The organism is Halomonas colorata, from assembly GCF_014897985.1.
Lineage (GTDB): Bacteria > Pseudomonadota > Gammaproteobacteria > Pseudomonadales > Halomonadaceae > Vreelandella > Vreelandella colorata.
Genome location: NZ_JABUZA010000008.1, coordinates 67,070 through 82,531 on the forward strand (window position 1 = coordinate 67,070; position 15,462 = coordinate 82,531).

17 protein-coding genes are annotated in these 15,462 nt (G+C 51.4%); 10 read left to right on the forward strand and 7 right to left on the reverse strand.

Annotated elements, in window-relative coordinates; genetic code table 11:
* Positions 1-28: 28 nt before the first annotated feature.
* On the forward strand, positions 29-1,024 hold the full coding sequence (locus tag INT33_RS06260) for a hypothetical protein (protein ID WP_192537923.1): 996 nt from the start codon (positions 29-31) through the stop codon (positions 1,022-1,024).
* Between the two features lie 128 nt (positions 1,025-1,152).
* Here INT33_RS06260 and INT33_RS06265 read toward each other — a convergent pair whose 3' ends face one another.
* On the reverse strand, positions 1,153-1,914 hold the full coding sequence (locus INT33_RS06265) for an SDR family NAD(P)-dependent oxidoreductase (RefSeq protein ID WP_193091424.1): 762 nt from the start codon (positions 1,912-1,914) through the stop codon (positions 1,153-1,155).
* 173 nt (positions 1,915-2,087) lie between these two features.
* On the opposite strand from INT33_RS06265, the gene INT33_RS06270 reads away from it, so the two are divergent.
* The 4 genes from INT33_RS06270 (at position 2,088) to INT33_RS06285 (ending at position 5,726) form a co-directional block, all read left to right on the forward strand.
* Positions 2,088-2,594 carry an FxsA family protein gene (locus tag INT33_RS06270; RefSeq protein ID WP_193091425.1) on the forward strand — a complete coding sequence of 169 codons (507 nt, stop codon included), beginning with the start codon at positions 2,088-2,090 and terminating at the stop codon, positions 2,592-2,594.
* Positions 2,595-2,828: 234 nt separating this feature from the next.
* The gene (locus INT33_RS06275) at positions 2,829-3,122 is read left to right on the forward strand and encodes a co-chaperone GroES (protein ID WP_018916005.1); all 294 of its coding nucleotides are present in this window, start codon (positions 2,829-2,831) and stop codon (positions 3,120-3,122) included.
* 58 nt (positions 3,123-3,180) lie between these two features.
* Entirely contained in the window at positions 3,181-4,824 is a 1,644-nt protein-coding gene (gene groL, locus INT33_RS06280) for a chaperonin GroEL (protein ID WP_192537926.1), read from the forward strand.
* A gap of 170 nt (positions 4,825-4,994) precedes the next feature.
* Positions 4,995-5,726, forward strand: coding sequence for an RNA methyltransferase (locus INT33_RS06285; protein ID WP_193091426.1), 732 nt, complete (start codon positions 4,995-4,997; stop codon positions 5,724-5,726).
* Positions 5,727-5,883: 157 nt separating this feature from the next.
* On the opposite strand, the gene INT33_RS06290 is transcribed toward INT33_RS06285, so the two are convergent.
* Positions 5,884-7,230, reverse strand: a complete 1,347-nt coding sequence (locus INT33_RS06290) for a Na+/H+ antiporter family protein (protein WP_193091427.1) — start codon at positions 7,228-7,230, stop codon at positions 5,884-5,886.
* A gap of 296 nt (positions 7,231-7,526) precedes the next feature.
* Here INT33_RS06290 and INT33_RS06295 point away from each other — a divergent pair, with 296 nt between their 5' ends.
* From INT33_RS06295 to INT33_RS06310, 4 genes are all read left to right on the forward strand, one after another.
* Entirely contained in the window at positions 7,527-8,921 is a 1,395-nt protein-coding gene (locus INT33_RS06295; RefSeq protein ID WP_193091428.1) for a GntP family permease, read from the forward strand.
* Between the two features lie 103 nt (positions 8,922-9,024).
* Positions 9,025-9,792: a DUF1538 domain-containing protein gene (locus INT33_RS06300; protein ID WP_192537931.1), complete on the forward strand. Its 768-nt coding sequence runs from the start codon at positions 9,025-9,027 to the stop codon at positions 9,790-9,792.
* The gene (gene umpB, locus INT33_RS06305) at positions 9,789-10,586 is read left to right on the forward strand and encodes a Na,Li,K/H(+) antiporter subunit UmpB (RefSeq protein ID WP_193091429.1); all 798 of its coding nucleotides are present in this window, start codon (positions 9,789-9,791) and stop codon (positions 10,584-10,586) included. Before INT33_RS06300 ends, umpB begins: the two co-directional genes overlap by 4 nt.
* A complete protein-coding gene (locus tag INT33_RS06310; RefSeq protein ID WP_192537933.1) occupies positions 10,576-10,926 on the forward strand; it encodes a P-II family nitrogen regulator in 351 nt (116 codons plus the stop codon). Before umpB ends, INT33_RS06310 begins: the two co-directional genes overlap by 11 nt.
* Before the next feature lie 28 nt (positions 10,927-10,954).
* Here INT33_RS06310 and INT33_RS06315 read toward each other — a convergent pair whose 3' ends face one another.
* The 3 genes from INT33_RS06315 to INT33_RS06325 are packed head-to-tail and all read right to left on the reverse strand — an operon-like array spanning position 10,955 to position 13,647.
* Positions 10,955-11,878 (reverse strand): metal ABC transporter permease, encoded by a 924-nt coding sequence (locus tag INT33_RS06315; protein WP_193091466.1) that lies wholly within the window; start codon positions 11,876-11,878, stop codon positions 10,955-10,957.
* Positions 11,879-11,895: 17 nt separating this feature from the next.
* Positions 11,896-12,723 (reverse strand): metal ABC transporter ATP-binding protein, encoded by an 828-nt coding sequence (locus INT33_RS06320; protein WP_192537934.1) that lies wholly within the window; start codon positions 12,721-12,723, stop codon positions 11,896-11,898.
* A 6-nt stretch (positions 12,724-12,729) separates the two neighbouring features.
* Entirely contained in the window at positions 12,730-13,647 is a 918-nt protein-coding gene (locus INT33_RS06325; RefSeq protein ID WP_193091430.1) for a metal ABC transporter solute-binding protein, Zn/Mn family, read from the reverse strand.
* Between the two features lie 148 nt (positions 13,648-13,795).
* On the opposite strand from INT33_RS06325, the gene mntR reads away from it, so the two are divergent.
* A complete protein-coding gene (gene mntR, locus INT33_RS06330) occupies positions 13,796-14,287 on the forward strand; it encodes a manganese-binding transcriptional regulator MntR (protein ID WP_193091431.1) in 492 nt (163 codons plus the stop codon).
* 3 nt (positions 14,288-14,290) lie between these two features.
* On the opposite strand, the gene INT33_RS06335 is transcribed toward mntR, so the two are convergent.
* Together INT33_RS06335 and INT33_RS06340 are read right to left on the reverse strand one after the other, a co-directional pair.
* Positions 14,291-14,995 carry an RES family NAD+ phosphorylase gene (locus INT33_RS06335; protein WP_193091432.1) on the reverse strand — a complete coding sequence of 235 codons (705 nt, stop codon included), beginning with the start codon at positions 14,993-14,995 and terminating at the stop codon, positions 14,291-14,293.
* Complete coding sequence (locus INT33_RS06340) at positions 14,989-15,387, reverse strand: antitoxin Xre-like helix-turn-helix domain-containing protein (RefSeq protein ID WP_193091433.1); 399 nt, start codon at positions 15,385-15,387, stop codon at positions 14,989-14,991. Before INT33_RS06340 ends, INT33_RS06335 begins: the two co-directional genes overlap by 7 nt.
* Between the last annotated feature and the right edge of the window lie 75 nt (positions 15,388-15,462).

Consider the following 15,462-nt stretch of genomic DNA (forward strand, 5'->3'; position numbering starts at 1 on the left):
TTTAAAAACGATCATTCGAGATAATTACATGAAACAGTTTTTTGCCTTGCTATGTCTAGGCACTTTAACGCTTGTCACTTCTCAGGCTTACGCCGAGGAAGAAACTAGTGACTTACCCGATTGGGCCGAAGAGCAAGTTGAGCCGTTTCGTGCCCGTGTTGGCAACTGGGTGGACAATACATCACGCAATATTGATTCATTTTTTGGTGGGGAATACTATAACAACTCCGTTAATAACGAGTCCTATTTACGCCTGGGCCAAGAGATTGACTGGATGGAAGGAGAGGGTGTGGGCGGCGACGTCAGCGTACGTTATCGGATCGACCTACCCACTACCGAAGAGCGTTTACGCCTAGTCATTGAAAGCGATCCGGAAGAGTCACAAGGAACCTTGGCCGATCAAGGCTCTGGCCGCCTGTATAACGACCAGCGCGACCGTCGTAACTCGACATTTGGGCTGGACTGGCTTGAAAGCCGGGATAAACGCGAAAACTGGAGTAACCGGATTGGCGCGGGTGTTCGCTTACGCCTACCTCTGGATCCTTACGTACGCTTTACCAGCGAACGGCTCTGGGATATCGGTGACGGCCCCTGGCAGCTGGAATCGTTTAACCGCCTTTCGTGGTTTAACAATGAAGGTTACTCCGCGCGCACCGAGTGGGATATTGGCCGCCCTCTTTCTGAAAATCGCCACCTGCGCTTTATCACTAACGTTCAGTGGCGAGAAGAAGAAGATACGCTAGAGTACAGCGAAATTGCCGAGCTTAACCAACGGCTCAATAAGCGTAGTGCGCTGCGCTATTCAGCTATTGCCATCGGCGAAAGCGTCTCTAATCCGCGCATAACGAACTACTATTTACAAACCCGTTATCGCCGCGATGTCCATAAAGGCATTTTATTTGCCGATGTCATTCCAGAGCTGCACTTTCAACGCGAAGTTAGCTACGACCCTCGCTGGGCAATGACGCTACGCTTGGAAATGTACTTTCAGCGTGAAATAAATCGTGACTATTTTGGATTCTAATCCCCTTAGTTTTTCAATTACCTTGTTTCTAATTACCTGACTTATAGCTAGCTGATTTTGTAACAAACGCTTAAAGCGAGCCGAAGGCGTAAGTCCGGCTCGCGGTCTTAGCGTTTTTTCAAATAGAATTACAGCCGCAAGCCGCCGTCACATTCGATAATCCGCGCACTGAAATAGTCGTTATCAAAAATAAACGCGACACTTTTGGCAATATCATCAGGCTCTCCCAAGCGCCTCAACGGTACGCTTGATGAGATTCTTTCCAACATGTCTGGGCGCATGGCCGCCGTCATATCGGTTGCGACAAAACCCGGCGCCACGGTACCAGTGCGAATACCATAGCGAGCCAGCTCCTTACCCCAAGTAACCGTCAGCGCGTGAACGCCCGCTTTAGCCGCCGCATAGTTACTCTGCCCCGCATTGCCGGCTCGTGAAATGCTTGAGATATTAACGATAACGCCCTCGTGCCCCGCTTCAATGATCTGGGTCGCCGCCTCACGGCCACATAGAAACACACCGGTCAAGTTAACATTAAGAACCCGTTGCCAAGTCTCAAATGACATGCGTTTTTCTACATGGCCATCAGTGGCTTTTACCAGCAGAGCATCATCAGTAATACCTGCATTGTTAACACAACCGCTAATAGGCCCCATGCGTTTCGCAATATCACCAAACGCCGCAATCACCGAAGCCTCCTCAGCGACATTCACGACAAATGCTTCCGACTGAATACCATCTCGCTTAAGCTCTGATACCGCTCGATCTAACGCTTCAGCACTCATATCCAGCAAAGCAAGTGCTGCCCCTTGCTGGCCTAAACGCTGTGCTATTGAAAAGCCTAGCCCCCGAGCACCTCCCGTAATAGCGATCACCTTACCGGCTAATTGCATGCTTCTCTCCTTACCCATTGGTTTGTAAAATAACTCTACCTCAGCTTTCCTCAACAGCCCATTAACACTGAGTCTCAGGCGTGCATTGCGAATCAATAAACATAACGAGAAGACGCTTGTTTTTTGCACTTATGACACAATAATGATCGATTACGCCTGTTACGGAGCCGGTCATGCCAATTCTTGTATTCATCTCTTTATTTACCTTACTCGATTTCATACTGTTGTTTTCAATCGGCAGCCAAATAGGCCTACTCACCACCCTGTTGCTTGTTTTAGCGACGGGCGTCATTGGGCTACACCTAATTCGCAAAGAAGGTGTGTCTACGTTTGCCCGCGCTCGTCAACGCATGCAGGCAGGTGAAATCCCGTCCAATGAACTGCTAACGGGCGCGGCGCTTATTTTCGGCGGCGCCCTTCTGATGGCGCCAGGTTTCTTATCCGACATAGTGGGAATCGCCTGTCTGCTGCCGAACGCACGGCAGCTTATGTATAAAGCCCTAATGTGGCTTGGCTTGAAAACCAGCCTCTATAGCGGGCAAAACGATCAACCTAAAACACATCGCCAGCAACGTACTTCCTATCATGGAGGTAATGGCGATAAAACTGGTGCTTCCAATGAAACGGGGCCGCTGGAAGGTGATTTTATTAGTCGCGATGATGGCTCCCGGCGTCGCTAGCGTCGATTAATATAAAAAAATCAAATAAAAGGCGCTTTTTTCATCGCTGCCCCTTGAAAGGGCTTTTGAAGCCCCCACTTTTTGAACCAGCATACAGGCTCGGTGGTGACGGTTATGTTGCCACCATTAACAACGAAGGTTGTGAACCTTCATTTCTCGTGGTAATGCCCTCGAGAATCTTGTTTTAGCTATCTGCCCTATTAGGGCCTTGACGATACTCAGGAGAACGTGAGCATGAAAATCCGTCCTTTGCACGATCGCGTCGTAGTTCGCCGCGTGGAAGAAGAACAGAAAACTGCTGGTGGCATCGTGCTTCCAGGCAATGCACAAGAAAAGCCCACGCGTGGCGAAGTTCTTGCAGTAGGCAACGGTCGCATTCTCGATAACGGCGAAGTACGTCCGCTAGACGTTAAAGTTGGCGACAGCGTAATTTTCAAAGATGGCTTTGGCGTTGAGAAGCAAAAAATCGACGGCGAAGAAGTCTTGATCATGAGCGAAGCCGACATCCTGGCGGTCGTTGAAGGCTAATCATCGCCTCAACTACTTACTTTCACCTTTTATAATTCGATTTTAGGAAGTAACGAACATGGCAGCTAAACAAGTTAAGTTTTCTGATGACGCACGTAAACGTATGGCTCGCGGCGTTGACGTTCTCGCCAACGCGGTAAAAGTTACCCTGGGCCCGAAAGGCCGTAACGTTGTGCTCGACAAATCCTTTGGTGCGCCGACCGTTACTAAAGACGGTGTGTCGGTTGCCAAAGAGATCGAACTGAAAGACAAGTTCGAAAACATGGGCGCACAAATGGTTAAAGAAGTTGCTTCCAAAACTTCTGACGCAGCTGGCGACGGTACCACTACCGCCACCGTACTGGCTCAAGCCATTGTTGCAGAAGGCCTGAAAGGCGTTACTGCTGGCATGAACCCGATGGATCTTAAGCGCGGCATTGACCAAGCAGTCACTGCAGCGGTTAAAGAAATTCAGGCAATGTCTGTACCCTGCACCGACACCAAGTCGATTGCTCAGGTAGGCACTATCTCTGCCAACGGCGACAAGCGCATCGGTGAAATCATCGCTGAAGCGATGGAAAAAGTTGGTAAAGAAGGCGTTATCACTGTCGACGAAGGCCGTGGCTTTGAAGACGAGCTGGAAGTCGTTGAAGGTATGCAGTTTGATCGCGGCTACCTCTCGCCCTACTTCGTGACCAACCAGGACACCATGGCGGTTGAACTGGAAGATCCTTACATCCTGCTCGTGGATAAGAAGATCTCCAACATTCGCGAACTGCTGCCGGTTCTGGAAGCTGTTGCCAAGCAAGGCAAACCGCTTGCCATCATCGCTGAAGATATCGAAGGCGAAGCACTGGCGACGTTGGTTGTAAACAACATGCGCGGCATCGTTAAAGTAGCCGCTGCCAAGGCACCTGGCTTCGGCGACCGTCGTAAAGCCATGCTGCAGGATATCGCTATCCTGACTAACGGTACCGTTATTTCTGAAGAAGTCGGCCTGACGCTTGAGCAAGCGAACCTGGATCACCTGGGTACTGCCAAGCGCATGACGATGTCTAAAGAAAACACCACCATCATTGATGGCGCCGGTGTAGAAAACGATATCGAAGCACGTGTTAACCAGATCCGTGCGCAGATCGAAGACACTTCTTCTGATTACGACAAAGAGAAGCTGCAAGAGCGCGTTGCCAAACTGGCAGGCGGCGTTGCCGTTATCCGCGTTGGTGCGGCTACCGAAGTCGAAATGAAAGAGAAGAAAGCTCGCGTTGAAGACGCGCTGCATTCTACTCGTGCAGCCGTAGAAGAAGGCGTTGTACCTGGCGGCGGCACCGCACTGGTTCGCGTAATGGCCAAAGTACAAGGCTTGACTGGCGAAAACGAAGACCAGAACCACGGTATCAACATGGCGCTGCGCGCTATGCAGTCTCCGCTGCGCCAGATCGTAACCAACGCTGGTGAAGAAGCGGCTGTGGTTATCAACCGCGTTAAAGATGGCGAAGGCAACTTCGGCTACAACGCTCAAACGGGTGAGTACGGCGACCTGTTCGAAATGGGTGTTCTTGACCCGGCGAAAGTAACCCGTACTGCACTGCAGTCTGCGGGCTCTGTTGCTGGTCTGATGATCACCACTGAGTGCATGATCGCTGATGACCCAGAAGAAAAAGAAGCCGCGCCGGATATGGGTGGAATGGGTGGAATGGGTGGAATGGGCGGCATGATGTAATGCCCCTCTGAGCCTATCGCTCTGACATTTAGCGTCATCAAAAACCCCGCCTTGTGCGGGGTTTTTGTCGTTTAGCGGCAGCCCGGCGTGAGCGATTCACACACGCCAATCATTATGAAAGCGTGCTACCATCAGCGCCTTTATTAGGCAGCTTTTAGGTCGTTATTACCGTGCTTTCCAATATACGCATCGTGCTTGTGCAAACCTTCCACCCTGGCAACATTGGTGCCGCCGCGCGCGCCATGAAAACCATGGGACTAACCAACCTTGTACTGGTTAATCCTCGTTGCTTTCCTGATGAAGAAGCAACGCGGCTAGCGGCAGGTGCAACGGATGTTCTGGAAAAAGCGCTAGTGGTTACTAGCCTCGAAGATGCTGTGCAGGACTGCGTGCAGGTAGTAGGTGCCAGCGCGCGGCTGCGCAGCCTGCCGCTGCCCCACTTCGACGAACCCGATGATATGGCCGAGCAGGTCATCTCGAACGCGACCAACGCGCCGGTTGCCCTGGTATTTGGTCGTGAGCGCTCAGGCTTAACCAACGACGAGATACGCTGCTGTACCCACCAAGTAAGTATCCCGGCCAACCCTGAGTACGGTATCTTAAATCTTTCTCAAGCCGTTCAAATTCTGGCCTATGAGACCCATCGCGCTTGGCGAAAACGTGATGCGAGTGACTTTAGCTACCAGCGCCCCCTTGAAGCTACCCCGCCCAGCCGCGAACAATTTGTGCATTTCCAGGATCATCTGGGCCGTTTAATGCAGCAAAGCGGCTTTCTTACCCAACCGCATGCACGTACCGAGGAACAGCTTCAAACCCTTTTTTCTCGCGCCCAGCCCAGCCGTAAAGAGCTTTCACTGCTGCGTGGATTACTTAGTGCCTTCGAAGCCCATTTGCCTAAATAGCCACAACCGCTTACATAAAAACGGCAGCCACTGGCTGCCGTTTTTATGACGTTACTTTTCGGTGCTAATTTTTTTAAGAACTATTTTTTAAGAACTATTTTAAGAATTTTTTTAAGAGCTTCTTTTTTAGCACTGCTTGGTAGCTACAGCATGACGATTAAAGCGTCATGGCCGCCAGCCAGCCAAAGGCAATCAGCGGCAGATTGTAGTGCAAAAACGTCGGCACCACGCTATCCCATATATGGTCATGCTGCCCATCGACATTTAAGCCAGCCGTTGGCCCAAGGGTTGAGTCAGAAGCGGGTGAACCAGCATCCCCCAGGGCGGCTGCGGTTCCCACTAGCACGACCGTCGCCAAGGGCGAAAATCCAAACTGTACGGCCAGGGGTACAAAGATCGCGGCAATAATCGGGATCGTTGAAAAAGAAGAGCCGATGCCCAGAGTGATGAATAGACCCACCAGCAGCATTACCAGCGCTGCGACGCCGCGGTTATCACCAAATATCTCAAAAGCTCCCGCAACCAAAGCATCAATATCACCGGTCGACTTCATTACTTCGGCAAAGCCAGCCGCCGAAATCATGATAAATCCGATCAGCGCCATCATCCGCATACCGCTGGTAAACAGGTCGTCGGCTTCACGCCATTTAAAAATCCCGCCGATGGATAGCAGGCCGATGCCAACCAAACCGCCTAAAATCATCGAACCGCTGTAAAGCTGCAACCCCAGTGCCGCCACAATTGCCACACCGGACATTATCAAGCCTAACTTATGCGGTTTGGCAGGCGTATTTACGTGCTGCGCGTTGCTCATCGCCAGGTCTTTGCTGGAATACTCGCGGCCACCGCGATAGCTAAAGAACAAAGCCACTAAAAGCCCAATGGCCATGCCGCCCACAGGTATCGCCATGGCCATAGGCACCATGGCACGGGTAATTTCCAGACCCAGGGGGGCACCTGCGCTGTTTAAATTCGCCAGCAGAATATCGTTAAGGAAAATAGCCCCAAACCCGACCGGCAGCAGCATATAAGGCGCGGTTAAACCAAAGGTCAGCGCGCAGGCTACCGCACGACGGTCTAGCTGGAGGCGATTCATGACGGTTAACAGCGGCGGAATTAAAACCGGAATAAAGGCGATATGCACGGGGATCGCATTTTGCGATGAAATCGCCACCAGTAACACGGCAGTGAGGAGCAGCATTTTAACGCGCGCCTGATGCTTTATCGTCGTCTCTTTACCCAGCATGGTAATCAATCGATTCGCCAGCATGTCTGGCAACCCAGAGCGCGAGATTGCCACGGCAAAAGCGCCCAGCGTGGCATAGGCCAGCGCCACTTGAGCGCCCCCGCCGACCCCGTTGTTAAACGCCTCCAGGGTTTGATCAAGCGTAAGGCCGCCCACCAAGCCCCCAACCAAGGCGCCTAAAACCAAGGCAAAGACAACAGACACACGTAAAAGCGACAGTACTACCATAACGAGTACTGCAAGTATCACTGCATTCATGAAGAGTTCCAGAGCGATGACAAAGTGATCAGGACGTGTATGAAAAGCAAGCGAACGCCTTGCGGCGCACTAATGAGCCAGCGGTTTGATACACAGCCTAATATCGAAGGGGGCAAATTTTAGCAGATCGCTCGCTTACAAAAAGCATCCATTGCGTTATTTCTAAACGCCTGCGCTTACATATGGCGCTACTACTTTAGTCCCCCTACCATTGCTGCTTTGCAACATACTGCCTAGTATCCAAACCTTGGCGCTTATTTAATATTACTAATTTATATTTCTCTGGAGCAAAGAACATGGGCACGTTGGCGATTGCTGTTTCTCTGCTGTTATTGATGTTCCTGGCCTATCGAGGTATTTCGGTTCTCTTACTTGCGCCGTTAATGGCATCACTTGCGGTACTGTTATCCGGTGACGGTGCATTTTTACTGCCGATCTATACCGACACGTTTATGCAGGCGCTGGGGAACTACGTTATGCAGTTCTTTCCGCTATTCTTGCTGGGCGCACTGTTTGGTCAATTGATGGCGGACTCCGGCGCGGCGCAGTCCATCTCCCACGGTATCGTCAGCAAGCTGGGCACCCACCACGTTGTGCTCACGGTGGTGCTTGCCTGCGCCCTACTTACCTACGGCGGCGTTTCATTGTTCGTAGTGGCGTTTGCCATTTACCCCATCAGCCGCGAGCTGTTTCGCCACGCCAATGTTCCCAAACGCTTAATTCCGGCCAGTATTGCTCTGGGATCCTTCACCTTTACCATGACGGCCCTGCCGGGGACCCCCGCCATTCAAAATGCGATTCCTATCCCCTTTTTTGAAACCAATAGTTTTGCCGCGCCGGGGCTTGGGATTATTGCGGGGCTTATTATGCTAGGATTGGGTACTACCTACATACAGTCCCGCGTAAAAAAAGCGGCTGCCAACGGTGAAGGCTACGGCACTCATAAAGAGCGTGAAACAAGCACGGATAACGCCGACGCAACGCCCATCACGATGCCCCTGGCACTCGCAATAATTCCTTTGATAATGGTTATTGGCCTCAACGCCCTGTTTACCTACGGCATTTTTCCATCGCTGGATTTAAGCTTTATCAGTGAGGCCTTCGAAAATGTATCGCCAGACGCTCAGACCGGGCTCTGGGCGATTCTAATTGCGCTGTTAAGCGCATCGGCCTGGCTGATCATTACGCGCTGGAAATATTGGCTGGATTTAAAAGACACCATCAATAGAGGCGTCATGGGGTCGCTGTTACCGATTTTTAATACAGCTTCAGAAGTCGGCTATGGCGCCGTGATCGCAAGCCTTGCCGGCTTTGCAATTATTCGTGATGCGGTGCTTAACGTATCACCCAATAATCCGTTAATTTCCGAGGCGCTTGCCATGAGCGTACTGGCGGGGATTACCGGATCCTCATCAGGCGGCCTTTCAATTGCTCTGCAAACCCTAGGCAGTGAGTACCTAGCAATGGCCCAGGAAGCGGGTATTAATCCTGAGCTAATGCACCGTGTGGCTTCAATAGCCGCAGGCGGTATGGATACCCTGCCCCATTCCGGCGCGGTAATCACCCTGCTGGCTATTTGTGGTCTCACTCATCGTCAGTCTTATGCCAACGTTGCGATGGTCACGATAGTGCTACCCGTGATCGCACTTATCAGCGTGATTACCTTGGGTACCTTATTTGGCAGTTTCTGAGTTTAAAGAACGAGCATTTGCGTAAGATCAAAATTTTATACGAGGAAAACCGTTATTCTTTCTATCACCTCCCATTAACACACTACCCTCGGCCTGATGAAGCATGGAAATAGTCGTATCGCTTGTAAGGCAAATGCGTGAAAGCCTGCGTGACCTAGCCCCGGTGGTGTTGGTCATGGCTTTTTTTCAATTGGTGGTTCTCCGCCAACCTCTACCCTCAACACTTGACCTGGCTGACCTGCTAACGGGTCTAATATGTGTTGTTATTGGGCTGACGCTTTTTATCAAAGGGCTTGAGTTCGGTCTATTTCCGGTAGGCGAAAGTTTAGCGCGCGCATTTGTCACCAAAGGGTCTCTTGTGTGGCTTCTGCTATTTGCCTTTGCCCTAGGGTTTGGCTCAACAGTTGCCGAACCCGCCCTGATAGCCGTTGCCAATCAGGCTGCTAACGTTGTCGCCGAAGGCGGTCTTATCAATCACACCGATGCTGCCCGCCAGATGTTTGCGTCAAGCTTACGTATGGTGGTGGCTGCTTCCGTGGGTAGTGCCGTGGTTGTAGGCGTACTACGGATTTTCAAAGGCTGGCCGCTGCACTTAATGATCATCAGCGGCTACGTGATCGTACTTTTATTAACACTATTAGTGCCTGCAGAAATAGTGGGTATCGCCTACGACTCCGGCGGCGTCACTACATCAACCATTACCGTGCCGCTGGTAACCGCGCTAGGTGTAGGTTTGGCGTCATCCATTAAGGGGCGCAGCCCTATGCTGGACGGTTTTGGCTTGATTGCTTTTGCGTCGGTGATGCCGATTATTTTTGTGCTGCTGTTTAGCATTATTGGCTTACCTTTTCTCCCCGGTGTGGCCTTATGAACTTATGGGGCACGCTATGGGATACGCTGCTGGATATACTGCCCATTGTGGCGGTAATCTTTGGCTTTCAATACGGGGTGATACGTAAGCCCATAAAACATCTGGCTCGAGTTATTGTGGGCTTTGTGATGGTCTGGATAGGTCTATCACTTTTTTTAGTGGGTCTTGAACAGGCACTTTTCCCCATGGGTGAGTTGATGGCCACCCAGCTAACCAATGCCGATTTTTTACCCATGCTTGAAGAAGGCTCACAGCGACATTGGCGTGATTACTTTTGGGTCTATGTATTCGCGTTTACCATTGGTGCCAGCACCACGCTTGCTGAGCCTTCGTTAATTGCAGTGTCCATTAAGGCAGGCGAAATATCCGGCGGAACGATTAACCCTCTTATGCTGCGTATTGCCGTTTCGCTGGGTATGGCACTCGGCATTACGCTAGGCGCCTGGCGAATCGTGATGGGCTGGCCGTTACATTGGTTTATCTTTGCGGCTTACCTACTGGTGATTATTCAAACGCTTCGCTCACCGCGCTCCATTATTCCGCTGGCCTTTGATTCAGGCGGGGTCACTACCTCTACCATTACCGTGCCCATTATTGCTGCGCTAGGGCTCGGTTTGGCATCCTCCATCCCAGGACGAAGCCCTCTAATGGACGGATTTGGAATGATCGCACTGGCCTGTCTATTTCCCATCATTAGCGTTATGGGGTACGCCCAGATCGCACAGTGGGCCAGTAAATGTAAACCTAAGAAAAAACCTCAGCAAATGCCAAGAGAAGACAACAATGCGCTTTAAATTGATTGTGGCACTGGTCGAAGATGAAAGAACCGACGCTCTTTTAAAGGCGGCACGTGACGCTGGCGCCACGGGAGCGACCGTCATCAACAATGCCCGGGGCGAAGGCCTGGAAAAAGCCCGAGGCATTTTCGGTATGGAGATTACGGCTCAGCGCGATATGCTGCTTTTTTTGGCGGAAGAGCATATTAGTCGCCATATTCTAGAATCCATTGCTCGCGTGGGCGAGTTCGATGAGACCTCAGGCACCGGGATCGCCTTTCAACTTGATGTGGAAGATGCCGTTGGCGTCAAACATCAAATTGAAGCGCTTTCCGGCGCTCCCGGCTCGCCCCTTTAACATGGCATGGCTGCTAGCCCATTGGCTGCTAGCCCATTCTCCAATGGCGCCACTGCCTTGAAATAAGACCCTGCTTGGGCGAAAAGAGCAGCGCCATCACGAAGAATGCAAATGCTACCAATACAATGGCACCGCCGGAGGCAACGTTAAACACAACCGATAGCCAAAGCCCGATGACCGCAGAGCAAACGCCGATAGATACCGAAATCAGCAGCATTATTTTGAAACGATCCGTTAGCAGATGCGCCGTTGCCCCTGGGGTAATTAACATCGCCACTACGAGAATAATGCCTACAGTTTCCAAGCTGGCAACAATCGTCAAGGTTAGTAAAAGAATCAGGCCGTAATGAATAATTTGAGTATTAAAACCTAGCGCTTGCGCCTGCTGGGGATCAAAGGCATATAACAGCAAAGGACGATACGCGAGCCACACCGTTAAAATGGCAATGACGCTGGCAACAAAGGTGAGCATTAGTGCTGAATGCTTAACACCCAATACGTTGCCAAATAAAATGTGCATTAAGTGGGTGCTGGAAGCCAGCTTACTGATAATCACCACCCCCAGGGCAAACGAGGCGGTAAACATCAGCCCCATTGCGGCGTCAGATTTGATCCGCGTGTTTCTTTCAATCGCCCCGATACCCACCGATGTCAGTGCGCCGGTAATAAATGCGCCCACAAAAAAAGGCCATCCCAGCAAGTACGCAATCGCCACACCAGGCAGCACGGCATGGGAAATGGCATCGCCTAAAAGCGACCAGCGCTTTAGCACTACATAGCAGGAAAGCATTCCACAAATGGCGCCAACCAGAACCGATGTAAGCAGCGCCCGTTGCATAAACGCATATTGAAAGGCATCGGATATGCTGCTGGGCAACAGGTTAACCACGGTCATTAATGCCGTTATCAATCCACTTACCAGGGCGTCGCTAAACGCTTCAATCATCAACATACTATCAACCACGTTATTTACCCTTGAGCGGGGCCATAGGCAGCCCCTGGCATTGTTTGACGATCATTGACGGTCTGTTCGGTTGAGCTAACCGCAAGCTCCGCCAGTTTTGCTTCACTTAGCATTTCTTCCGGCGTACCGGTGCCTCGTACAAAACGGTTGATCAGCACGACATGATCCACATGGCGACGTGCACCCGGCATATCATGAGTGACCATAATCACGGTATTACCCGCCTCCCGCTCACGGCGCAGTACCGAAAGAATAAGTTTTTCGCTAGGCGGATCAACACCCGCCAATGGCTCATCCAAAAGTAAAATATTAGCCTGCTGGGCAAGCGCCCGAGCTAACAGTACACGTTTTTTCTGGCCGCCAGAAAGCTCTCCGATCGGCCGATCCGCATAGGCCAGCATATCCACGGCCACCAACGCGTCTCGCACCGCTTCGCTATGCCGAGCATGGTGCCAGCGAGCAGGCAGCAGCCTGCGCCACAAGGCATCCTGTCGCATATGCCCATAGCGCCCCCCCATGACGGTTTCCCATACCGAGACGGGAAAGTCCCATTCAATCGCCTCTCGCTGGGCCATATAGGCGATATGCCCTGCCCGGCGATGGATGACAATCGGCTCGTCAAAGGCCTTTACACTGCCCTGCAGCGGCTTCATGCTGCCGGTCAATACGTGAAATAGCGTCGATTTACCCGCACCGTTTGGCCCAACGATCGCCGTCCATTTGCCCTTGGGAAATGCAAGCTCGATGTTCTCTAGCACGGTGTTTCGCTGATAAGCCGCGTACAGGCCTTTCACTTCGATGGCTGCCACGGCACTCTGTGTGTTTCCTGTCATGGTGGGTTACTCGGTTGCCAACGCGCGACGCAACATCGCAACGTTATGCCTTAACATTGCAAAATAATCTCCCGCCTCACCGTCAGGCTCGCTGAGCGAATCCACATACAGCGGACCCGCCACAGGAATACCCGTGTCTTCGGCAAGGCTTGAAACATAGCGGTCTGAAATCGTACTTTCCCAGAAAATTGCCGCTGGCTGACGTTCGTTAATCATATCGATTACCCGCATGAGCTGGCGGGGCGAGCCTTCCGTTTCGGCGTTATTACCCCAAATACCGTCATGCTCAAATCCGTAGGCATCGGAAAAGTACAGAAACGCCGCTTCGCTGGAGAGCAAGACACGACGCTCTTCAGGAATATCGCTCAGCGCCTTTTGAAGCTCCGCATGAAGTTCCTGCAGCTCTGCCGTCACGGCTTTTGCGCGGGCTTCAATACCCTCAGCCTGTTCAGGCAATAAACCTTCCAATTCACTGGCGATCACCTCTACATAAGCGATAGCTGCCCGCGGATCGGTCCACATGTGTGGGTCTACATCGCCCTGCATATCGCCGATAGCAATATGCTGAACCGGGTATTCAGAGGCCTCGGCAACAGGAATCAAGGCAACGTTGTCTTGAGTGGTCGCCTCTACCTGACGCATCCATTGCTCCAGCTGATAGCCGTTATAGAAAACGATATCGGCATCTTCCAGGGCCGCAAAATTGTCCGGCGTCAACTCCCACTCATGTACTTCGGCATTTATCGGCGTCAGCACAGACACATGTGCATCATTGCCCGCCACCTTGGCAACTAAATCGCCCAATACTGAAAAGGTGGAGACAACGTTAATAGGGGGTGAGAGCGTTTGCGCATGAGCGGTTGTAATGCTGCTCACCGCAGCAAGCAATAAGGCCGTTTTTAACCATGCTTTTCGCTGGCTCATACCGTACTCCATTTAGGATCGCTTTAGTTACAACTTTAGCTCAACAAAAAAGCATTGTGCAAATAGTTTAGCCTTGGCTAACAATTATTTCATAAAATGCGCTACCATGCCCCATTAGGATTTCCATTCACCTCGATACAGTTTACCAATGAGTGATAACGATCAGTCGCATCCCAACGCCGCCGCCAGTATGAGCAACAGCAACTGTGGCGATGCATTACCGCCCGTTGGTCAACATACACGGCAATACGAAACCGTGCGTAATGCCCATGAGACCGAGTTAATCGAAGATTATGTCGAGCTAATTGGTGACTTGATTCGCCATCGAGGTGAAGCCCGAGCCGCCGATATCGCCAACCGAATGGGCGTAAGCCAGGCAACGGTCTCCAAGATGATCCGGCGTTTAAACGAGCTTGGGTTGGTCACCAGCAGACCCTACCGTTCTCTGTTTTTAACGGAGGAAGGCCAAAAAATGGCGGAAATTTCCAGGAAGCGACATGATATTGTCCTGCATTTTTTGCGCGCCCTAGGTGTCAATGACACTACCGCGCGGATAGATGCCGAAGGCATGGAGCATCATGTCAGTGATGAAACGTTAACGATTATGCAGGGTTTTATCGACCAGCATGCTAAACGCTAGCAGCTATGCGTCGATCTGATAGGCGCTTAGTTGGTTAACCTGCGCAACACTACCGTTCCAAATCATTTCCAGATGGGTCGTCTGAACGACATCGCTTACCTGTCGAGGTGTCATGAGCGCCCAGCACGTGGCTTCAGGTTCACGTACCGAGTGATAACGAAGCCCGCCTGCCTGAGCCTCACGCACTGACCAGCCAAGTACTCTTGAAGTACGGTAGTCACTAGGGGCGTAAATCGGGTTGGAGCGTTTAAGCACTGTTGCGTCCCGACAGCCTCGCTCATTAAATGCGCACTTCAAGCCACGAAAAACGAAGCGCTCAAAGTGCAGGCCTGCAATCTTCGCCCAGTAAATTTGTTGATGATATTTCACTTCCGCAATTGCAGTTGCCAAATTATCGGCCACATACAACACCCCAAACCCGCCATCACTAAACCGTGACCCGCTGGGGTTTACGTGGGTAAACGGTGCCACGGCGTATGAGCATCCGCGAATACCAAACGGTATCTCCTTAACGGGCAACAGGGCCAGATTACCTACTTGATTTTGCAGACGCGGGTTGGTTAATGTCTGAAGCGCATGCAGCGCCGCAAACTCATCTTCGTCGGCGACATCATCAAATAGGTCTATCGGCGGAAACTTACTGTTAATCAACCGATAGCCAATAACGGGCTGAGCGGGCAGCTCGGGCAGTGTTTCAAGCGCTACCATTGCGCGCCTCGCAGGCTATCAATGCGCTTAAACGTTTCATAGAGCGCGGCAAAGTCACCGCTACTCATCACATCCAACGGCGTACGCCCGTTAAAATAGGGATTATGGTTTGTCATTTTGACGAACCCGTAGAGGTTATCCGGGTTTTCAAACAGCATACGCAGTGCCGCGTGAATATTAAGCAGATAACTGATCCGTGTCAGCTGGTCGCTATCAAGCTTTATCTCGTCAATATCGCCCCGCCTCGCTCGAGCATAAGTACTGTGAGATACCCGCAGTATGGCTTCGCCCTGCTCTCCACTCGCCCGCCATTTATCCAAAATGCGAACGGCGGCTTTTAAACCGGCAGCCGCGGCAGCTTTGTTCTGAGCAATATTATTGGCTGTTTGCATAACAGATACCTTTAATCTATCTGTAAATACTAGAGCACAAAAAAAGTATCTGCAAACATAGCGAAGGCTTTGGTT